General features: G+C 71.2%; 19 protein-coding genes. 7 read left to right on the forward strand and 12 right to left on the reverse strand.

Annotated elements, in window-relative coordinates; all coding sequences use genetic code 11:
• A partial coding sequence (locus tag ACWCRA_RS33520) for a phosphopantetheine-binding protein (protein ID WP_451069332.1) occupies window positions 1–512 on the reverse strand: 512 nt, incomplete at its 3' end.
• A gap of 512 nt (window positions 513–1,024) precedes the next feature.
• Entirely contained in the window at window positions 1,025–1,933 is a 909-nt protein-coding gene (locus ACWCRA_RS33525) for an aminoglycoside phosphotransferase family protein (protein WP_451069333.1), read from the reverse strand.
• Between the two features lie 168 nt (window positions 1,934–2,101).
• Between ACWCRA_RS33525 and ACWCRA_RS33530 the strand changes: the two genes are divergently transcribed.
• Entirely contained in the window at window positions 2,102–2,488 is a 387-nt protein-coding gene (locus tag ACWCRA_RS33530) for a hypothetical protein (RefSeq protein WP_451069334.1), read from the forward strand.
• Window positions 2,489–2,583: 95 nt separating this feature from the next.
• Window positions 2,584–3,126, forward strand: a complete 543-nt coding sequence (locus ACWCRA_RS33535) for a Rieske (2Fe-2S) protein (RefSeq protein WP_351559412.1) — start codon at window positions 2,584–2,586, stop codon at window positions 3,124–3,126.
• A 40-nt stretch (window positions 3,127–3,166) separates the two neighbouring features.
• On the opposite strand, the gene ACWCRA_RS33540 is transcribed toward ACWCRA_RS33535, so the two are convergent.
• Window positions 3,167–3,775, reverse strand: coding sequence for a cysteine hydrolase (locus ACWCRA_RS33540; RefSeq protein ID WP_351559432.1), 609 nt, complete (start codon window positions 3,773–3,775; stop codon window positions 3,167–3,169).
• Between the two features lie 479 nt (window positions 3,776–4,254).
• Between ACWCRA_RS33540 and ACWCRA_RS33545 the strand changes: the two genes are divergently transcribed.
• The gene (locus ACWCRA_RS33545) at window positions 4,255–4,728 is read left to right on the forward strand and encodes a pyridoxamine 5'-phosphate oxidase family protein (RefSeq protein WP_451069335.1); all 474 of its coding nucleotides are present in this window, start codon (window positions 4,255–4,257) and stop codon (window positions 4,726–4,728) included.
• Between the two features lie 61 nt (window positions 4,729–4,789).
• On the opposite strand, the gene ACWCRA_RS33550 is transcribed toward ACWCRA_RS33545, so the two are convergent.
• Complete coding sequence (locus tag ACWCRA_RS33550; protein WP_351559415.1) at window positions 4,790–5,701, reverse strand: LysR substrate-binding domain-containing protein; 912 nt, start codon at window positions 5,699–5,701, stop codon at window positions 4,790–4,792.
• Window positions 5,702–5,775: 74 nt separating this feature from the next.
• On the opposite strand from ACWCRA_RS33550, the gene ACWCRA_RS33555 reads away from it, so the two are divergent.
• On the forward strand, window positions 5,776–6,957 hold the full coding sequence (locus tag ACWCRA_RS33555; RefSeq protein ID WP_451069336.1) for an EamA family transporter: 1,182 nt from the start codon (window positions 5,776–5,778) through the stop codon (window positions 6,955–6,957).
• Here the strand turns inward: ACWCRA_RS33555 and ACWCRA_RS33560 are convergent.
• Complete coding sequence (locus tag ACWCRA_RS33560; protein ID WP_451069337.1) at window positions 6,948–8,279, reverse strand: aminotransferase class I/II-fold pyridoxal phosphate-dependent enzyme; 1,332 nt, start codon at window positions 8,277–8,279, stop codon at window positions 6,948–6,950. The two genes, ACWCRA_RS33555 and ACWCRA_RS33560, sit on opposite strands and share 10 nt — an antisense overlap.
• Before the next feature lie 23 nt (window positions 8,280–8,302).
• Between ACWCRA_RS33560 and ACWCRA_RS33565 the strand changes: the two genes are divergently transcribed.
• Window positions 8,303–8,983, forward strand: coding sequence for a pyridoxamine 5'-phosphate oxidase family protein (locus ACWCRA_RS33565; protein ID WP_451069338.1), 681 nt, complete (start codon window positions 8,303–8,305; stop codon window positions 8,981–8,983).
• Between the two features lie 8 nt (window positions 8,984–8,991).
• On the opposite strand, the gene ACWCRA_RS33570 is transcribed toward ACWCRA_RS33565, so the two are convergent.
• A complete protein-coding gene (locus ACWCRA_RS33570; RefSeq protein ID WP_351559422.1) occupies window positions 8,992–9,999 on the reverse strand; it encodes an EamA family transporter in 1,008 nt (335 codons plus the stop codon).
• Between the two features lie 217 nt (window positions 10,000–10,216).
• Window positions 10,217–10,753: a Clp protease N-terminal domain-containing protein gene (locus ACWCRA_RS33575; RefSeq protein ID WP_351559424.1), complete on the reverse strand. Its 537-nt coding sequence runs from the start codon at window positions 10,751–10,753 to the stop codon at window positions 10,217–10,219.
• Between the two features lie 212 nt (window positions 10,754–10,965).
• Here ACWCRA_RS33575 and ACWCRA_RS33580 point away from each other — a divergent pair, with 212 nt between their 5' ends.
• Together ACWCRA_RS33580 and ACWCRA_RS33585 are read left to right on the forward strand one after the other, a co-directional pair.
• Window positions 10,966–11,160 (forward strand): hypothetical protein, encoded by a 195-nt coding sequence (locus ACWCRA_RS33580; RefSeq protein ID WP_351559426.1) that lies wholly within the window; start codon window positions 10,966–10,968, stop codon window positions 11,158–11,160.
• 78 nt (window positions 11,161–11,238) lie between these two features.
• Window positions 11,239–11,667 carry a type II toxin-antitoxin system Rv0910 family toxin gene (locus ACWCRA_RS33585; RefSeq protein WP_451069339.1) on the forward strand — a complete coding sequence of 143 codons (429 nt, stop codon included), beginning with the start codon at window positions 11,239–11,241 and terminating at the stop codon, window positions 11,665–11,667.
• Window positions 11,668–11,729: 62 nt separating this feature from the next.
• Here the strand turns inward: ACWCRA_RS33585 and ACWCRA_RS33590 are convergent, their stop codons facing one another.
• The 5 genes from ACWCRA_RS33590 to ACWCRA_RS33610 form a co-directional block, all read right to left on the reverse strand.
• Window positions 11,730–12,374, reverse strand: coding sequence for a PadR family transcriptional regulator (locus ACWCRA_RS33590; RefSeq protein ID WP_351559430.1), 645 nt, complete (start codon window positions 12,372–12,374; stop codon window positions 11,730–11,732).
• A gap of 1,271 nt (window positions 12,375–13,645) precedes the next feature.
• On the reverse strand, window positions 13,646–14,674 hold the full coding sequence (locus tag ACWCRA_RS33595; RefSeq protein WP_451069340.1) for a TniB family NTP-binding protein: 1,029 nt from the start codon (window positions 14,672–14,674) through the stop codon (window positions 13,646–13,648).
• A 2-nt stretch (window positions 14,675–14,676) separates the two neighbouring features.
• Window positions 14,677–16,755: a Mu transposase C-terminal domain-containing protein gene (locus ACWCRA_RS33600; protein ID WP_451069341.1), complete on the reverse strand. Its 2,079-nt coding sequence runs from the start codon at window positions 16,753–16,755 to the stop codon at window positions 14,677–14,679.
• Window positions 16,752–17,414 carry a TnsA-like heteromeric transposase endonuclease subunit gene (locus tag ACWCRA_RS33605; RefSeq protein ID WP_451069349.1) on the reverse strand — a complete coding sequence of 221 codons (663 nt, stop codon included), beginning with the start codon at window positions 17,412–17,414 and terminating at the stop codon, window positions 16,752–16,754. The genes ACWCRA_RS33600 and ACWCRA_RS33605 overlap by 4 nt, the downstream gene beginning before the upstream one ends.
• 603 nt (window positions 17,415–18,017) lie before the next feature.
• Window positions 18,018–18,884: a phosphotransferase gene (locus ACWCRA_RS33610; protein ID WP_451069342.1), complete on the reverse strand. Its 867-nt coding sequence runs from the start codon at window positions 18,882–18,884 to the stop codon at window positions 18,018–18,020.
• Between the last annotated feature and the right edge of the window lie 199 nt (window positions 18,885–19,083).

The raw sequence follows: 19,083 nt of genomic DNA on the forward strand, positions 1-19,083 counted from the left end.
CCCGCCGAAACCACACCCACACCCCGCACCTCCAACACCCACGAACCCCCCGACTCCACCAACCGCGACCGCCACATGTCATGACAGTCCAACACTCCCTGCACCACCCCCACCACACCATCCAAACCCACACCACCCGGCACCCTCACCACCACCGACTGACAAAACCCCTCAAACCCAGCCACCCCCACCCCACCAAACCCGTACATCACCGGCGTCAACGGCACCACACCCACACCCGAAACACCACCAACCCCCGACGACACCACCCCACCCACACCCCGAGCCACCCCCGCCAACCCCGCCACCGACTGACACTGAAAAACCTCACGGCGAGTGAATTCGAGGCCCTCCTCCCGGGCACGGCTCACCAACCGAAGCGCCACGATGCTGTCGCCACCCAGATCGAAGAAACCGTCATCGACACCCACCCGGGGCAGACCCAGCACTTCGGCGAACAACGCGCATAGAATCTGCTCACGCGAAGTCCGAGAATCACGATCGGTCGTCATTGAGAGAAGCCTTCCACGCGCAACCCGGACAGTGGTTTCACAGCGGTCGTGACATCGTCGCGCGGCGATTCCCCGGTCTCGCCAGAGGCTCCACCGGGGACGAATTCAGTTGAACTTTACCGAGCATTTACGCCGACAACTATTCACGTGTGATAACGCTAGGCGCAGAGCCACAAGGCTGTAAACAGTCCTACCGACTCAGATTCACGTGCTCTCATCCGGTCGACGGAGGAAACCCCCTCCCCACAATCGCTGATGTCCGGATTCTTGAGCAGCCCCAACGGAAGATCAATTGGGGTGGGCCGCCGCACTCTCCCCCAGGAGAGGGATTTATGTCCGCCCGGCCATCTCCCCCAGAAGTAGCATCCGACGGAAACCGCGCCTTTCGACGGAGGCGACGATCAGCAACCGGAATCTACACAAGTGTCACCGAATTGACGGAACGGCGAGCCGTACCAGCCAATTCCGCTCCCGGAGCAAGGCACCACGGAAGGCCGGGACCGGGGGGAAGCTCATGAATCGAGCGGGGTGGGCCACCAGGCCCGGGCCCGCTGGGCGCGGAGCAGACCGAGCGGGCTGTCGTCCGTGCCGTGCAGGCGGTCGCAGAGGCGGATCAGAGTGTCGGCACGGGCCAGCCGGAGGCCCCGGAGGCCCGCGGGGGCGCCGTATCCCGCGCGGACGGCGATACGGAGGGCCGCCGGCGCTCCCACCGCCAGGGAGAGACCGGCGATGTCCTCGGCCGGGTCACCGAGCGCGGCATCGGCCCAGTCGATCACTCCGCTGATCCGGCCCTCCGGGGTGACGAGCAGATGCTCGCCCTTGAGGTCGTTGTGGAGCAGGACCTCTTCACGGGGCCCGGCGACCGGGCCCTCCGAGCCGCCCTCCGGCCGGGGCAGCAGTTCCCGGGGGAAGACGCCCTCCTCGCCGAGCCGTTCGGCCGCCGCGCGGGCCCCGGCGTACAGAGATCCCTCGTCGCGGCGCGGCACCCGGGGGAGGTCCAGGGCGCCGGCCGGCCCGTTCGCGGTGGACGCGGACAGGGACCGCAGGGCGGAGAGCAGCCCGGCGAGGTCGTCCTCACCGGCGGGCGCGACGGGCCGGCGTTCGGCGGAGACTCCCCGGAGGCGGGTGTCCAGGGTGAAGCTCAGGCCCGGCGCCCAGAATCCGTTCAGCGAACTGGCGGGCAGGGGCAGCCGGGTATGGCGGCGGATCAGCTCCCGCAGGGCGATCTCCCGCGCCTGGCGGTGTGATCCGTCCCGGTCCAGCGCCAGTCTCAGCACATGGCCGGACCCCACCCACCAGGTCGAGTGGCCGCCACCCTCGTCCACCGGGGTGATGTCCGCCGTCCTTTCCAGGGCGGGGACGGCCAGACGCACGGCGCCGGCCGAACGGGGTTCCGGACCGGGCTCCGGACGAGGTGTCATGGATCGGACTCCTTCACTCCGCCGGGAGGTCCACGGGCGCGGACCACGGCCACGGCCCACGGGCGGTCCATGGGCGGTCCACGGGCGGTCCACGGGCGGTCCACGGGAGGTGTCGCGCGCGCGTCAATGCGCTTGCGCGCGCCCGCGGGTCGGTGACCACGATGCCCCATGAGCGACAACCACACCGGGAATTTCAGCGGCCGGGGCACCGACGGCCTCGCCGCCCCCGCCTTCCCCGACCGGTTCGCCCGTACCCACCGCTTCAGCCTCGGTGTCCCCCGGCACTTCACCGTCTCCCCGGACGGGCGGCGTGTGCTCTTCGTCCGGGGCACGGACGGCGCCGACCGGGTCAGCAGGCTCTGGTTGTACGAATCCGGGCGGGAGCGGCTGCTCGCCGACCCGCCGGCCCTGGACAAGACACCCGACGGAACCCCGGGGACCCCGCACCAGGTGGTGCCGCTGTCGGGGGCGGGCCATCAGGTGAGCCGCCGGGATCAGGTGAGCGGACTGCTGCGGCTGGAGGTGGACTGCCTCAAGAAGTCCTTGAATATTTGAGAATCTGAACCTTCTGACGCCCGGGCCCGTACCCCTTCACGAACAACCGGCCTCCTGGGCCGTATGGGACCGTGCGCAACAGAGGGAGCAGCCGAATGAGCAGCGGTACGGGCAGCGGTACGAGCTGTGGGACATGCCGCGGGCCGAGCAGCGGGCCGGGCGAGCGGACGGGCGGATCGCCGGGACCGCGCCGGGTCGTCGACCGCCGCACCGTCGTCACCGCCGTGGGAGGCGCCGGGCTCGTGGCCGCGCTCTCCGCCTGCGGTGGGACGGACGGCGGCGAAGGTGCCACGACGGTCTCCGAGCAGCCCGCCGGGGAGGGCGGGACGGGCGGCGGGGGTGCCGGAGGAGGCGGGGGCAAGGAGATCGCCAAGGTCGCGGACATCCCCGAGGGCGGGGGCAAGGTCGTCGGCGATGTGGTGATCACTCAGCCGGCGGCGGGTGACTTCAAGGCGTTCTCGTCCAAGTGCACCCACCAGGGGTGCGCGGTCAAGAGCGTGCAGAACAATGTCATCACCTGCCCCTGCCACAACAGCAGTTTCGACGCGAGCGACGGCAGCGTGAAGAACGGTCCGGCGACCGCTCCGCTGCCGCCCGCTTCGATCACCGTCGACGGGGACGCGATCAGGCTCGCCTGAGAAGGTCTCCCCCGAGCCCGAGGGACACGGGAGGCGGGTGTCATGGCCGCTGCCAGCAGGAGAGGACGGCCGCGCTGGTGGTGACCGTGGCGACCAGGGCGAGCGTGTGCCGGATCATCGCGGGGGTGTACGCGGCGGGCACCCCCGCGATGGCGTCGCCGGGAACCACCGCCGTGTAACCGAGGTTGACCGCGTCGAAGACGGCGTTGGGGACGGCGATGTTGGCGGAGACCCCGCAGATCAGGAGCGTACGGCAGCCGAGGTTGCGGAGCAGGGCGTCGACGCCGGTGCCCGCGAGGGGCGAGAGTCCGTGCAGCCGCCGGACGACGATGTCCTCGTCCGCGACCTCGATCGGCGGTGCGATCCGGACGGCGTCGGTGCCGGAGTGCTGCTGTACGGGCAGCCGGGCGGCGGCGCGGAACAGCCGGGCGTTGCGGGAGGCGCCCCGGCCGTCGGGGCGGCGTTCGGCCACCGCGTGCAGAACCTGGACGCCGGCCCGGTGCGCGCCGTCGACCAGGAGGGCGACGCGGTGGAGGGCGCCGGAGGCACGGGCCTCGGCGGCCAGTTCGGGCAGCGCGCTCCGGTCGCCCTCGCCGACGACCCCCCGCTGGCATTCGACGGTGAGCAGCACGGTGGTGGCGGGGTCCAGTTGCCGGGCGAGCGACTCCCGAGGGGGCGGGCGGGGCGGCTCCTCACGACCGGAGCCGTCGCTTCCGGGCGCCTCGCGACCGGAGTCCTCACGGTCGGGTCGCGCACGGCCCAAGCCCTCACGATCGGGCTGCCCGTGGCCGAAGTCCTCACGGCCGGGCTGCTCACAGCCGGAGCCGTCGCTGCCGGGCCGCTCACGGCCGGACTCCTCGCTGCCGAATCCCTCAGGCTGCCGAGAGGGCCGCGCGGGCCGGTGGGCTGACGGCGGCATACGGATTCCCTTCCCCGCTCCCGAGGGAGACGCACCGGTCACGACCCCGGCCCGGAGACGCCCCCGGCCCCCGCCCTGTCCCGGTTCCGGGCACGCCCCCGACCGGGCGCCTTCGGCGCGTGACGCTAACCCCCATTGCGCGATACCGGAAGACCCCTCATGATTCTCTGGCACCCAGTCGGACCCCGTGCAGCGCGGAGAGGGCATCCATGGCCGCCACACAGCGCCGGAACCGCCAGATCATGATGACGCCCGCCGAGCGGGACACCTTCCTGGCCGGACAGCACACCTGTCGGGTCGCCACCGTCTCCGCCGACGGCCGTCCGCACGTCAGTCCGCTCTGGTACGTCTGGGACGGCACGTCCCTGTGGCTGTACTCGCTCACCCGCAGCCGCCGCTGGGAACAGCTGCTCCGCGATCCGAGGCTCGCGGTGGTGGTCGACACCGGCGAGGCGTACGGAGAGCTGCGCGGGGTGGAGCTGTCGGGCACGGCCGTTCCCGTGGGAGAGGCTCCGCGCACCGGGGAGCCGTGCCCCGAACTGGAACTCCCCGAGAGCCTCTTCGCCCGCAAGTACTTCGGCTCCGACAGCGACTCCCTGCCCCATGACGGCAGACACGCCTGGCTGCGGCTGACCCCCGAGACCGTCGTCTCCTGGGACCTGGGCAAACTCACGGCCTCCTGACCCCCTGCCCCCTCCGGAACCCACTGCCCCCCTGACCCCTCCGGCGCACCCCGGCGCCTCCTCACCGGCCCGGGCCGCGCCCCCGGGCCGCCGCGCGCAGGGCCTCCACGGCCGCCCTGATGGACGGCCGGCTCTCCGCGTCCGTGCGCCACACCGCGTACACATGGCGCTGCATTCCCTGCCGTACGGGAACGAGCGCGACGCCGTCCGGCACCGGGCCGCGTCCGAGGCGCGGGGCGACACAGACGCCGAGCCCCGCGGCGATCAGCGCGAGCTGGGTGTGGTGCTCGGCGGCCAGATGGGAGATCCGGGGTTCGATGCCCCGGGCGCGCAGAGTGAACATCAGCCAGTCGTGGCAGAACTCGCCCTCCGGCCAGGACACCCAGTCGTCGTCGGCGAACTCCTCCAGGTCCACTTCCGCGCGGCTCGCGAGCGGGTGCGCCACGGGCATGGCGACATCCGGTTCGTCGTCCAGCAGATGCACCTGGCTGAGGCCGCCGGGGACGGGCAGCCGCCGGTTGCTCCAGTCGAGGACGATCGCGAGATCGAGGTCGCCCCGGATGACGGCCCTGACGCCCTGCTCGGGCTCCAGCTCCCGGGTGTGGACGCGCAGGCCGGGATGGTCGGCGCGGAGCGCGGCGACGGCGGTGGGGAAGAGCCCCCGGGCGGCGGTGGGGAACGCGCCGATCCTGGCCTCGCCGACAACCTGGCCGCGCTGGGCCTCGATGGCCGACTGGGCCAGCTCCACCTGGGAGAGGATGCGGGCCGCGTGGTCCGCGAGCAGCCGCCCGGCGTCGGTGAGCCGGACGCCCCGCCCGTACTTGGCCAGGAGCCGCTGGCCGACCTCGCGCTCCAGCTTCGACAGCTGCTGGGAGACGGCGGACGTGGTGACGTGCAGACCGTCGGCCGCGCCGCTGACCGAGCCGTGTCGGGCGAGGGCGTCCAGGGTCCGCAGGCGCTCCAGATTCAACATGTAAGCAATGCTAAGGGAAACCCTGAACGAAATCTCGCTTGTTCTACAACATCGCAGGACCGAGAGTGAGAGCCATGGCCTCCACCGCTCCCACTGTTCCCTCCATTCCCTCCATTCCCTCTGTTCCTTCTGTTCCCTCCGCTCCCGCTGCCCGCGCCCCGTCCCCGGCCCGCCGGCCGCGCCTGGACTGGCGCGTCCGATTCGTCTTTCTCTCCACCGTGTGGGGATTCAGCTTTCTGCTGATCAAGGTCGGCACCGAGGGGTTCGCCCCGTTCCAGGTCGCCTTCGGCAGGCTGTTCTTCGGTACGGCGGTCCTGGCCGTCGCCATCGCGGTGCGCCGGGAACGGCTGCCGCGCGGCGCCCGCACCTGGGCCCATCTGACGGTCGCCGCGTTCGTGCTCAACGCGGTGCCCTTCTCGCTCTTCGCGTACGCGGAGCTGACGATCTCCTCGACCCTGGCGGGCATCTGCAACGCCACCTCGCCGCTGTGGGGGATGCTGCTCTCCCTGGTCGCGCTCTCCGAGGACCGTCCGACCCGGCGCAGAGTGGCGGGACTGGGCATCGGCTTCGTCGGCGTACTGACCGTCCTCGGCGTCTGGCAGGGCTTCGCCGGGCTCGACTTCCGGGGCACCGCCATGGCCCTGCTCGCCTCGCTCTGCTACGCGATCGGCTGGATCTACGTCCGCCGCACGCTGGCGGGCACCGGCCACTCGCACCTCTCCCTCACCGGGGCGCAGTTGATGGTGGCCACGGTCCAACTGGGTGTGGTCACGCCGTTGTTCACCACCGCGCCGTCGACGCTCCCGCTGCTGCCGCTGCTCGCGGTGGTGGCCCTGGGCGCGCTGGGGACGGGGGTCGCGATGCTGATCCAGTACGGGCTGGTGGAGGAGGTGGGCCCGACGACCGCGCAGATGGTCACGTACTTCGTCCCGGTCATCGCCACGGGGGCGGGGGTCGCCCTGCTCGGTGAGGGGCTGAGCTGGAACACGCCGGTGGGCGCGCTGATCGTGCTGGCGGGGGCGGCGCTGACACAGAGCCGCCGGCGGGGGCAGCGGTCGGGAGCGCGGGCGGGCGCGGGGACCGTGGTGGCGGCCTCCGTGCCGGGCCCGCGGACGGCGGCCGTGGTGTGCGCGCCGGTCACGGGCGCTCCGGAACCGGCGGCGGGGGGCCCGGAACCGGCGCCGCGGAGTCCGGAACCGGCGGCGGGGTGCGCGGCGGGGGGCCCGGAACCGCTGTCCGGACGCTCTCAGCCGTAGCTGCGGGAGGGCGCAGGGCCCGCGGCGCCCGCGACCGCGTCCGCGATCCGCCCGATGTCGTCCGGCGCCAGGGCCGAGACGGTGATCCGCACCCCGGGCGGCGCCGCGAGGCGGAAGCGCGCGCCGGGGGCGACCGCCCACCCGGAGCGCAGCAGCCGGGTCACCGCCCCGGTCTCGTCGGAGACCGGCACCCAGACGTTCATCCCGCTGCGGCCGTGGGCCTCGATGCCGCGTTCGCGCAGGGCCTGGACGAGTGCGTCGCGCCGCTCGCCGTAGGAGCGCGCCACCGTGGCGGCGTCGACCGCTCCCGACGCCCAGAGCCGGGCGACGGCGCGCTGGAGCAGCCGGCTGACCCAGCCGGGGCCGAGGCGCTGGCGCCCGGCCACCCGGTCGACGGTGACGGCGTCACCGGTCAGCACCGCGATCCGCAGATCGGGGCCGTACGCCTTGGCGGTGGAGCGGACGAAGGCCCAGTGCGCGGTCGTCCCGGCGAGGAGGTGCAGAGGCTGGTCGACGATGGCGTGCCCGTGGTCGTCCTCGATGAGGAGCGTGTGCGGGAAGCGGGCGAGCACGGCGCGCAGGCTCCGCGCCCGGTCCTCGCTCACGGCGGCCCCGGTGGGGTTCTGCGCGCGGTCGGTGACGATGAGCGCGCGGGCCCCGCCGCCGAGAGCGCGCTCCACATCGGCGGCGAGGGGACCGTCGTCGTCGACCCCGACGGGGACGGGCCGCAGCCCGAGCGAGGACACCAGATCGAGCAGGCTCCCCCAGCCGGGGTCCTCGACGGCGACGCCGTCACCGGGGCGCAGATGCGCGGCGAGCACCCGCTCGACGGCGTCGAGCGAGCCGGAGGTGACGGCGACGGCCCCGTCGGGCACCCCGTCGGCGTCCAGCGCGGCGCGGGCGAGCCGGGCGAACTCCTCGTCGACGGGAGCCTGTCCGTAGAGCCCGGGGTGCTCGTCGTTGTGGCGGACGGAGGCGGCGAAGGCGTCCCGGAGCGGGGGGAGCAGCGCGGGGTCGGGGTTGCCCGCGCTCACATCCCGTACGCCGGGTGGGGCGTCGACGCCGAAGGAGCCGCGCGGGGTGCTGGCGGGACGGGAGCGCACCCGGCTGCCCCGGCGGCCGGCGGTCTCGATGACTCCCCGCTCGCGCAGGGTGCGGTAGGCGGCGGCCACGGTGTTCGGGTTGACGCCGAGCCGGGAGGCCAGTTCGCGCATGGGCGGGAGCACGGCGCCGGGCTCCAGCCCGCCGGAGCTGACGCCGTGCTCGATGCTGGCCGCGATCTCCGATGCGCGGCGCCCTGCGATCCGATACTCTCCTAGCACAAACGCCATTATGCACTAGTGCAATGGAGGACGCAATGTCGGACGCCACCCCGGACGCGTACGAGCCGACCGAGCGCACCGTCCCCACCCGCTCCCGGGAGCGCGCCTCGTACGACCGCGCACTGGTCCACTCACTGCTCGACGAGGCGTACGTCTGCCATCTCGGCTTCATCCGGGACGGCGCCCCGGTCGTGCTGCCGACGCTCTGCGCCCGGGTGGAGGACCGCGTCTACGTCCACGGCTCGACCGGCTCCCGCCCCCTGCGCATGGCGAGCGGGGCGGAGGCGGGCATGCCGGTGTGCCTGACGGTGACCCATGTCGACGGGCTGGTCCTGGCGCGCTCGGCCTTCCACCACTCGCTCAACTACCGCTCGCTGATGATCCACGGAGCGGCGCGCCAGGTGACGGACCGGGACGAGAAGCTGACGGCCCTCGACGCGATGGTCGAGGCGGTGGTGCCGGGCCGGGCCCGGGACTCCCGGCCGGCGGACGCGCGCGAGCTGGCCGCGACGGCGGTGCTGCGGATCGATCTGGCCGAGGTCTCGGCCAAGATCCGCTCCGGTCCGCCGAACGACGACCCGGAGGACACCGGACTGCCGTACTGGACGGGGGTCGTACCGGTGGTGACGTCGTACGGCACACCGGAGCCGGCGCCGGATCTCGACCCCTCGATCGGCATACCGGAGTACCTCAGGCGGCTGTGAGGCGGCGGCTACCGTCCGGTGCGCCCGGTGGGGAGCCTGCCGCCGGAGGCGTCCGGCTCCTCCGCCGGCGGCAGGGGAGCCCCCGAGGCCACCGGGCCGTCCGAAGGCGCCTTCGGCACCTGGGACTGCGCGATCAGCGCACCGATCAGCACCAGCGAACCGCCCAGGATCTGCGGCAGCGACAGATGCTCCCGCAGCAGCACCCAGGCCAGCACCGTGGCGATGACCGCCTCCAGACAGGCGACGACCCCGGCCACCTGCGGCGACAGCCTGCGCACCGAGAGCACCCCGGTGATGTAGGCGAGCACGGTGGCGATCAGCACCACCCAGCCGAGCAGCAGCCAGGCCGCCACCCGGGTGCCGCCCAGATCGGCCTCCCCGGCCAGCAGGGAGAAGTCCATCGACCACGGGCGGGCGATCACCGTCAGCGCGAGCGCGCCGATGACGAGTCCGTACGCGATGACGCCCAGCGGGTCCGCCGGGTCCTCGCCGTCGCTGCCGTGGTCGGAGAGGAGGAAGTAGCAGGCCTGACAGCAGGCCGCGCCCAGCGCGAGCAGCAGCCCGAGGACGTCGAAGCCGACGCCCGCCCACACCTCGACCACACACGCGAGCCCGGTCACGGCGAGCACCACGCCGAGCGCGGCGGCCCGGGTGACGGGGCGGCGCTGGACAAAACGTATCCAGCCGAGGACGAGCGCGGGGCCGAGGTACTCGACCAGCAGGGCGACCCCGACGGGGATGCGGGAGATGGAGGCGAAGTAGAAGGCCTGCACACCGGCGACGGCGAACAGCCCGAAGCCGAGGAGGAGCGCGGGACGGTGGCGCAGCAGGTCGCGGTGGCGCCACGCGAAGGGGAGCATGACCAGCGCCGCACCGGCGGCCCGCAGCCACACCACGTGGAGCGGGTCGAGCCCCGCCTCGATCAACGGCTTGGCCGCGACCCCGGACCCACCGAACGCCAGCGCCGAGACCAGGGCAATGCCCAGACTCGTGCTCCTACCCTGAGACGCGTGCATCGCCACATGATGCCAGCCCGGGTCAGCACCGTCGACCCTGTCACCCATGTCACCCCGGCGCCCCGGCGCCCCCGGGTGCCGAGACACCCGGCCCAGACACCCGGCCCAAACACCGGGCCACAAGCCTCGGGCCGAGGCACACGGTCAAGACACCGGACCGAGGCACACGGTCAAGGCACCGGACCGAGGCACACGGTCAAGGCACCGGCCAGGGCCTTCACCCCACCCCCAGCCTCCCCCTCAACTCCCCCGCGTCCACCCCCGCCCGCCCCAGCACCTCCACCGCCCGGCACCCCCCGTCCCCGGCCAGCGCCGCCAGCAGATCGACCCCGGCGGCCCCGCGCTCCCCACGCCGCCCCGCCCGCTCCGCCGCCCCCCGCAGGGCGGCGTCCGCCGAGGGCGACCACACCGGGGCCCCCGAGCGCCCCGACCGCCCGCCCGGCTCCTCCGCCGACGCCTGCCAGCGCAGCCCGTACCCGATGCTCCGCTGCACGAGATACCCGAGCACCCGCGCCACCAGCGGCGCGGCCCCGAGCGCGGCCCGGGCCTCCTGGTCCGTCTCCAGGAGCGCGTGCAGCAGATGCGCCGTATCGATCTGCCGGTCGCCGTCGCGCAGCGCTCTCCGGCGCGCACCCGTGATCACCGGGGCCAGTTCGACGGCGGGACCGGCGTCGAGTCCTGCTTCGAGTCCTGCTTCGAGTTCGGTATGGGGCGCTGCGGGCCGGCCGGGCAGCCGGGGCTGAGGGATCTGCACGTCTCCCACCTCATCAGCCGCGAGGGGCACGGACGTCCCCGCAGAGGGCTATTCACCCATCCCGCGCAAGGTGGGCGGGACGGGCGGTTTCTCCTTCTTACGGATGAGATCGGAGCATCACGCCCCACAGACGGCGCGCGCCGCCTTGCCTTTCACACCCCCGCATGTATGCCAGAGGCAACCGAACCCTCCCCCGCCGCGTCCCTCCCCTCATGGTCTGGATGGTCGCTCTGCTCGCCTCCGACGAACAGCAGTACGTCTACCGGGTGTACGCACCGGCCGACGCGCTGCCGGGCGATGTCTTCTGGGCGGCGTTCCACTGCCACGACGAGGGCCCGCACCCCCGCGCGTCGGACTCCTTCGACACGGCGGAGATCTGGCGGCTGCCGTCCGTCACCCGGATCTGACGACTCATCAGTATTGAATGTTCCGGCCGGCGCCCTTACGTTCCGCGACACCGTGACCCGACATGGAGGGGTGGTCGTATGGCCGAAGTCAGCGCCGAGGCCCGGATCGAGGCACCGGCCGGGAAGGTCTGGGCGCAGCTCACGGACTTCCCCGGGTACGGCCGCTGGAACGCCATGCACACCGGCTTCCCGGACGGCGGCCCGACCACCCTGGAGCTGGGGGCTTCCTACCGGGAGAAGCTGCGGCTCATGGACTTTCCGGCGGAAGTGACCTGGACGGTGTACGCGTTCGAGGCCGGCCGGGAGCTGGGAATCAGGGGCACCGGCCCGATGGGGGTCGTCGTCGGCAACCACTACTCCCTCACCCCGGACAGGGATGCCACTCTCGTCCGGATCGAGGGCGAGTTCACCGGCGCGGCGGTGTCGCTGATGGCCGCGAAACTCACGGAGTCGGCGACGGCCGCGCTCCAGGAGTCCCTGGCGAGACTGGGCGCCCTGACCACCTGAAACCGGCGACGGGCGCCGAGGGCCCGTGCGGGACCGCTCGACGCCCGTCCGGGCGGTTCGGCTCAGCGCTCGCCGGCGAGAATCAGATAGAGCTTCTTGCGGGCCTCGTTGATGACTTCCACAGCCTTGGTCCGCTGCTCGGCACTGCCGGTCTTCCAGACCTGGCCGAAGGCCTCCATGAGCCCCCAGCCCGCCTGCCGGATCTCGTTGACCGTCTCCCAGTCGACCCCGCGCCCCGCCTCTTCCCAGGGGGCCTCCGGTCCCGACTCGGCCTCGGCGCGGCCGGTTTCGGTGAGCGTGAACAGCTTCTTGCCGCCCTCGCTCTCACTGGTGATCAACCCCTCGTCCTCCAGCAGCTGGAGGTTCGGGTAGACCGACCCGGGGCTGGGCTTCCACGCCCCGCCACTGCGCTCGACGATCTCCTGGATCATCTCGTATCCGTGCATCGGACGGTCCTTGAGCAGCGCCAGGATCGAGGCACGCACATCGCCGCGCCGGGCCCTGCCCCTCCCCCCGCCGTGCCGACCTCGCCCGCCACCGAAGGGGCCACCGCCCCCGAAGGGCCCACCGAAGGGCGGCCCGGCCGGCGGACCGGGCGGACCGAAGGGCCCGAAGGCTCCCCGGTGCCCGTCGAACCCGCCCCGGCCCGGATGGCCGGGACCACAGGGCCCACCACCGGGCTCCTGCTCGAAAACATGGGGACGCATCGTTACGCTCCTTCCATCGTTGATCAGTCGCGATACGTCAACGATATATCGGAATAGCTCGCAGAGCAATGCCCTGCCGGAGTGCGGGAGGTGACCTGTGCCAGCGAAGTTGGGCAGCTTGTCACCGAAGTTGGACCAATAGCTGTTTGTGACAGCGAAGATGGGTCGCTGCATGGTTTATGACAGCGAAGTTGGGCTACTGATGGCACGTGCGGCGGGGTCGTGGTGACGCACTTAGGCTTGATTCGAAGGGCTCCGACCTGGTGTTTTTCCCGCTTCGGTCTATGCAGATGACGGAGGTGACGCACTTTGCGCCCATCTCTCTGCATCTGCGGTGGAGTCCCGACAGCGTTCGCTAGTCAAGCCCGACTAGCTGCTGATGGCAGTCTTGCGGTGGCGCCTCTGCGTCTTCTCGCGGCAGCTTCTTGAGCACCAGCGGCTGGTCCTCCCCGACGCGGCCCTTTCGATTGGCTCTTGGCAGTGCTCGCAGGTCAGCAGCCTGTAGGGGGTTGGGTCGATTCCTCTGCGGGCGCGTTGCCCGCAGAGATGCGAGCACCAGCGACGCCAGCTGGTCCTGGCCTTGGCTGCGCGGAGAGGGCCCTGGCAGAACTCGCAGGTATCAGTTGGTGGTTGCAGGAATTGGTCCGGTGAGGAGAGACGTTTCCAACGGCGGGCGTCCTGCCGGCAAGCGGCCGAGCAGGTCTGGCGGTGCGAGCGTGACCCTGGGGGTAGTGGTCTCTCGCAGGCTGTGCAGCGGCGGCCTTCTTGGGCGGTCGGATCGTCATCGGTGCCAGGGGTGCTGAGGGTGTTTCCACCGCGCTGGCGCCGGAGGTAGGCGGTGCGGCGGCATGCGGAGGAACAGAGCCGGTGACGCTGCCCGGTTTGGACCTTCATCGGATTCTGGCAGACCCTGCAGGGGGCTGTGATCTGTCGTCGGCGGTGCGCTCGGGTCCTGCAGCGCATGGAGCAGAGGATGGCCCGTCGACCGAAGGCTCCCGTGGGCGGTATGTCCGTGCCGCATTCCCTGCACTTCTTCGTCTCGAGGGTCATTCGCAGGAGGCCAGCGTCACGACCGGTGACCGCGGCCAGGCGGTCCCAGGACGGTGTGCCCCGGAGCTCTGGCGGTTCGAGAAGAAACTTTCGGAGATAGGCGGGTGGGAGGTGGTTGGCGTGGGCGAGGCGCCTGATGAAGGAGGGGCCGCCTTCACCTGCCCGGGGGCGGACCTGGAAGGGGAGGCGGGCGACGGGGGGATCGTTTCGGGCAGGTGCTGTCACTGATCGTCAGCCGTTGGGGGTCTGCCGGGTCGCTTCCGGCGGGAGGCGATGTCCAGGTCGACGGCCAGCAGCCCGGGTTTGGTGATCTTCTCTGCGCCGGTGAGGATGGCGTCGACGGCGGCTCCGCGGATCTGGTGGGAGAGGGTGCCGATCATGCCGCCGACGCGGGTGTGGATGAAGCGGTCCAGGCGGGTCAGGGTGCCGCGTTTGTGCTGGTGCAACAGGAGGTTGGCCTCCATCTGGGCGACCAGCGCCTTCCACTCCCTGTTGTAGGGGAACGAGTGAGTGGCCACTGAGGTGAAGCGGGCAGCGATCTGGTCGCCGCGGGTGCCGGACAGCAGTCCGCCGTCCTCGATGTCGATGCCGGCGTAGGCGAACGTGGCGGGGATGCGTTCGGAGAAGTACTTGAGCGTGTCGGACGCCTCGGCTCCGGTGCGGGTGTGCGGGGAGATGTTGTGGATCTCGTCGACCAGGACGAGGCTGGTGCGGGCCTTGGTGCAGACGCCGACCACGGCCTCGGTGAGGTCGGTGATGTTGGAGCTCCGCAGGACAGGTAGGCCGAGGAAGCGGGCGAATTCCGCAGCGATCATGCGGGGTGTCGCAGCGGGTGGGACGGTGATGTAGATGACTGGTATGCGCTCGTCCTGACCAGGGTGCCTGCGGCGATCCTGGAGTTCGTGGGCCAGTCCGAGCTGGGTGAGGGCGATCGTCTTGCCGGTGTTAGCCGGCCCGGTGACGATGAGGCCCCTGCGGGCACTGATCGCACCGCGGTTGAGGATGATCAGGCGACGTCCGCAGGTGACGGTGTGCCGGACGGTCGAGGTTGCGACCACCTGCAGGCGGGCATGGTGGTCAAGCCGGTCCTCGTCGTACTGATATCTGTCCTCTTTGGTCAGGGCGTCATACTCATCCTGCGTCAGCGTGGCCATCGGCTCACTGATCACCCCCGCGACGAACTCGCGCCAACCGGGCAGGACCGTCAGGTAGCGGCCGAAATCGTCATCCGACGGGTCCGTCAGCGGCATGCTCATGATCGTCTCCAAGGGTCCTCAAACGGGTCGAAGATTCCCAGCGGGATCACTTCGGCCATCGTTTCCTCGTCCTCTGCCAGCGGTTCCGGCAAAGGTTCGTCCCGCGTCTCCGGCGTCGGCGAAGGTGTGTCTGCTGCCGGTGTAGCGGCCTTGGTCCGCGCCACGACGCGGCGGTCCGCCCGGGACGGCTTGGCCTTCCGTTTTCCTGCTGTCGGCCTTTCCGGGCCAGCGTGTGCGCGTGTCAGTAGACGGGACACGGCCTCGGCGAGCTCTTCCTCGGTGGCCTTGGGCAGCTGGTGGCTGACGTGGTCCCAGGCCAGATCACCGAACGGGACCGGAGCCCGTTTCAGGTATTTCCACGTTGCCTGGACCCAGCCGCCGTCGCCGCGATGGTCGCGTACCCAGACGTAGGAGACGTCGTAAGGGTCGCGGTGGACCTCCCAAAGCCCCCGCTTCGCGGTGACACCGGAGTCGCGCAGACGCATCGGTCCCAGTTCGGGGCTGTCGTAGGTCCGGTTGTTGATCCGGATTCCATAAGGATTGACGACCCGCCAGGCCGCTGGCAGCAACTCCACGTAGTCCTGCCCGCTGAGCGCGACAGGAACGTAGCCGCATGCCTCGACCAGAGCGGCGTACTTCTGGTTCGGGGTGAACAGCCGTCCGGGATGGTCGGGGTCACGAAGGCCCTCGTGGGGACGGTTCTGCCACTTGGCGACGACCCATTCGTCCAGCAGGTCCTGCAATTCGGGCAGGGACCACAGGTTCTCGCGCTCGGGGTGGCGTCCGCGGTGGTCGGTGTTCCGGCCGGTGTATCCCGTCAGGAACTGGGCGAACATCGTGGCCACCGAGCCCAGCATTTTCTCGATGTGCCCCTTTTGGAAGGGCGAGCCCTTCCAGGTGGGCTGGAAGTCGATCTCCAGGAACCGGCAGGAGGACCGGAAGTTGCGGGAGATGAACACCTTGCCGTGGTCGCAGACAACCGTCTCCGGGACGATGACCGGCTTGGCCGCCGCATGCTCGAGACGTTCATCCAGGGACAACAGCCTGCGGTGCGGCAGCACCGACCGGGACATCTTCAGCGCGTCGACCCAGCCCGGCCGCATCAGCTCGGGAGTAACCGTGCGGGCCAGCAGCAAGCTCGCGTCCACAGACTTCGTCGTCGGCCGCAGAACCGCCGCCGACAACGTCCTGGTCCCGACGTCGATCATGCCCGTGAGCTCGACCTTGCCGACCACCCCGTTGTCGAGACGGACCAGCACGTCCATCGGGGTGGAGTCCATCTGCATGACCTCGCCGGGAGCCGACACCGTCAGCTCTCCGAACGGGGCCGCCGCCCCGTGGGCCTTCGAACGGCGCGTGACCGCCGAACCGGTCGCGTGGGTGCCCTTCGTCAACTTCGCCAGCAGCCGGTAGAGCGTCCGCTCGGTCGGCAGCGCGACATGCTCATCGTCCGATTCCCGCAGGATCTCCCCGGTCCGCCAGATCAGGTAGGCCCCGTTGCGGGTCGAAGTGTCGACACCTTCCTTGATCGCCTTCCGCATCGCTTCGACGACCGGTTCGGGCACCGAGCCGAACTCTGTGCGCTTGCGGACCGGCCGGTGGTCGGCCAGCCCGACCAAGCCCTGTTCCTGGTAGCGGCGACGCCGGTTGCCGATCGTGTTGGCCGCGACATCGTGGCCGGCAGCCGTCAGCTCGGCTGCCTTCGTCCGCTGCCGCGACGTCACCGACGAGCCCGGCCCGTAGCCCGGCCGCGGACGCGAACCGGACTCAGCGTCCGGAGCAAGCCCGTGGATGACCTCCAGGATGTGCCCCTCCCACCACAGAGCCTGCTTCACGACTTCGGGCGGGAACGCTTCCAGCAGTCCGACCGTCGGCAGCGGCATCCGCTCAGGCTGGAACAGGACCTCGAAATCCGCCGCTTCGAACAGGTCGATCAGAGCGACCACCCGGTGCTCAGCCTCCGCGTCCTCCACTACCGCAGCCTGGGCGGTGACCTCGAGAACCCCCCGGACCTGGCCCTCGAAGCGGATCTTGTGACCGACCGCCAACACCGGCGGCCGCCTCAGCAAGCTCAACGGCTTCCCTCCGTCCAGACCAGGCTGTCGGTCTGCATCAAGCCGCCCACCAGGTCTGTTTCCAAGGCGCCGGACCACAGCAGATGGAAAAGCACCGGCAGGACCTGCAACCGGTCCCCGACCGAACCGGCGCCCTCCCACAGCCCCTTGGGCTCACGGAACGCCTCAAGCAACCGGTCGGCCACCGCTTGAGGCCGGCCGCAACGCGTGCGCCGGTAGCGGGAAAGCCAACGGATGTTCGCCATGAACACCGGATCGGGCCGCCCCACCCAGTCGAACTCCCAGCCGACCGCCCGGCAAGCATGCTCGGTCGCGGTGAACGACTCCCGGGTGTCGTCGTCCAGGTCGTCCTCAGCACGGACATCGACGACACGGGCGCGTCCGTCGGCGAGCCGGACAAAGTAGTCGGGAGCGTGTCTGCGCTTTCGCACCCCGTCGTGCCAGTGCAGCCAGAAGGGCTGCGAGGCGATAGCGGTGACCTGCGGGTCCCGGTCCAGCAGGACCAGCCGGTCTCTCTCCAGCCACGACTCGTAGCCAACGTGATCCCGCACGGTCACCGCGTAGTACCAGCCTGCGAAGCCCCGGCCGTACTTGCGCCAGGAGAAACCGCGGACCGGCTCCACTGTCTCGAACCGCACGTCCCAGCTCGTCTGCAACAGGCGGCGCTTACGAACCCCGTCGAGAGAGAAGTCCAGCTCAAAGGCTGTGAGCGCAGACTGATCGACTGCTCGGGCTAACGCCCCCACCGCATCCCCCGCCTGACGAATCCCCTACCGATCCAACTTCGCTGTCACAAAATAGCGTTGGCCCAACTTCGGTGGCAAACGGTCCTTCTTCGCTGTCACAGGTCAGGAGGGGGCGCGGAAGGGGTGCGCGGGAGTGCCCCGGGACAGCGGCGCGGCGGTGGCCGCGGCGGCTCGGGCGGGCGGAGATCCGTGGCCGTCCGGCTCCGGGCCGGACCTCCGGGCCCGGCGGGCGATGTCGCGGGGGACGCGGCCCGGGGGCGTCCGACCGGTACAGCGGTACGCGGACAGGCCGGTACGCGAGTTCCAGGTTCCCGGGGTCCGGGGTTTTGGGGGTCCGGGGGTCCGGGGGTGGTCCGGGGTCCGGGGGTCGGAGGTTCCGGGGGTCCGGGGGTCCGGGGGTCCGGGGGTTGGCGCGTTCCGGTGGGTGAAGGGCGGCGGGAGCCGGTCGCCCGCGCTCAGGACGTCCCGTTCAGTACGGCCGCACCGCGCGCCGCCGCCGGCCCCGGACGAGCACCTCTACCGGTCGTCCGGACGCCCGGCGACCACGTCGAGTGCCGGCCAGGGAGGACCCGCGCGCAGCAGGCGCAGGAATTCCACGCCGAACCGCCTCCCGTTCGGAAACTGGTCGCCCCGTTCCCAGCGCCAGGCCGCGAGCATCGCGAGAACCAGGTGCCGGCAGTCGTCCAGCAGCCCTCGGTCGACGTTCGGGTAGTGCGCGCACACCGCGTCGGCGACATGGGCGAGATCGAACTCGACGGGCCCCCGGCAGCACGTCTCCAGGTCGATGAAGAACGGACCGTCCCTCGTGGCGAGCACATTGCCCGAGTGCGGCTCACCGTGCAGCAGCTGCTCCGCGGCGCCTCGGTCCTCGATCGCCCGACGCAGACGTGCCAGTCGGCCGCTGAGGAACGCGCGGTCCGCGTCGGCGAGCTCCGGCGAGCAGTCCGGGTCGGCGACGACGGCTTCCGCCTCCGCGACGCGGTCCATGAACCGCGGGCTCGGCACGTCGACCTCCCGCATGCCCGCGTGCAGCCGCTCCAGCGCCTTGGCGTAGTCGGCCGGCGCGGTGCGAGGTGCCACGGGCTCGTAGTAGGTCCACAGCGTCACGGTGAAGCCGTCGCGCGTGTACACACGTGGGTCCACCCGGGGCTCCAGCGGACCCGTCGGACATCCGGCCTCGGCGAGCCGTCGGGCGAGCCGGACCTCGAACTCCGCGGCCTCGTGCCCCGCGGGGGCGACCCGGGCGAGAACGTCGCACGGCGTCAGCCGCAGCGCCAGCCTGTTCGAGTTGTGGAGCACGACCGCGTCGTCGGCCGGCAGGCCGAGCGATACGGCGACCGACGTCGCGGCCCCGATCGCGCGGGCGATACCGATGGCCTCCATCCTCCCATCGTGGCACAGATGGGCGAATGGACGAGTGGACGAGTCCAGTGCGCCCGATCCCGTACGGGCGGGAACTCTCGGCCGCCTCGGCTCAGTTGTCCCTTCGAAGCCGCGGGACCGGACCAGACCACCCACACGGAACAGGAGCGCGGTGTGTGCCGAGGTACCACCACCGGGCGCGGGCCCGGCACGGCCCCGA

Source organism: Streptomyces sp. NPDC001889 (genome assembly GCF_053594535.1).

Coding starts and splice junctions, on each gene's coding strand:
- ACWCRA_RS33530 (WP_451069334.1), top strand. CDS start 2,102: ATGAGCGACAACCACACCGGGAATTTCAGCGGCCGGGGCACCGACGGC.
- ACWCRA_RS33525 (WP_451069333.1), bottom strand. CDS start 1,933: ATGACACCTCGTCCGGAGCCCGGTCCGGAACCCCGTTCGGCCGGCGCC.
- ACWCRA_RS33550 (WP_351559415.1), bottom strand. CDS start 5,701: ATGTTGAATCTGGAGCGCCTGCGGACCCTGGACGCCCTCGCCCGACAC.
- ACWCRA_RS33565 (WP_451069338.1), top strand. CDS start 8,303: ATGGAGGACGCAATGTCGGACGCCACCCCGGACGCGTACGAGCCGACC.
- ACWCRA_RS33535 (WP_351559412.1), top strand. CDS start 2,584: ATGAGCAGCGGTACGGGCAGCGGTACGAGCTGTGGGACATGCCGCGGG.
- ACWCRA_RS33580 (WP_351559426.1), top strand. CDS start 10,966: ATGGTCTGGATGGTCGCTCTGCTCGCCTCCGACGAACAGCAGTACGTC.
- ACWCRA_RS33555 (WP_451069336.1), top strand. CDS start 5,776: ATGGCCTCCACCGCTCCCACTGTTCCCTCCATTCCCTCCATTCCCTCT.
- ACWCRA_RS33595 (WP_451069340.1), bottom strand. CDS start 14,674: ATGCCGCTGACGGACCCGTCGGATGACGATTTCGGCCGCTACCTGACG.
- ACWCRA_RS33585 (WP_451069339.1), top strand. CDS start 11,239: ATGGCCGAAGTCAGCGCCGAGGCCCGGATCGAGGCACCGGCCGGGAAG.
- ACWCRA_RS33610 (WP_451069342.1), bottom strand. CDS start 18,884: ATGGAGGCCATCGGTATCGCCCGCGCGATCGGGGCCGCGACGTCGGTC.
- ACWCRA_RS33545 (WP_451069335.1), top strand. CDS start 4,255: ATGGCCGCCACACAGCGCCGGAACCGCCAGATCATGATGACGCCCGCC.
- ACWCRA_RS33570 (WP_351559422.1), bottom strand. CDS start 9,999: ATGCACGCGTCTCAGGGTAGGAGCACGAGTCTGGGCATTGCCCTGGTC.
- ACWCRA_RS33590 (WP_351559430.1), bottom strand. CDS start 12,374: ATGCGTCCCCATGTTTTCGAGCAGGAGCCCGGTGGTGGGCCCTGTGGT.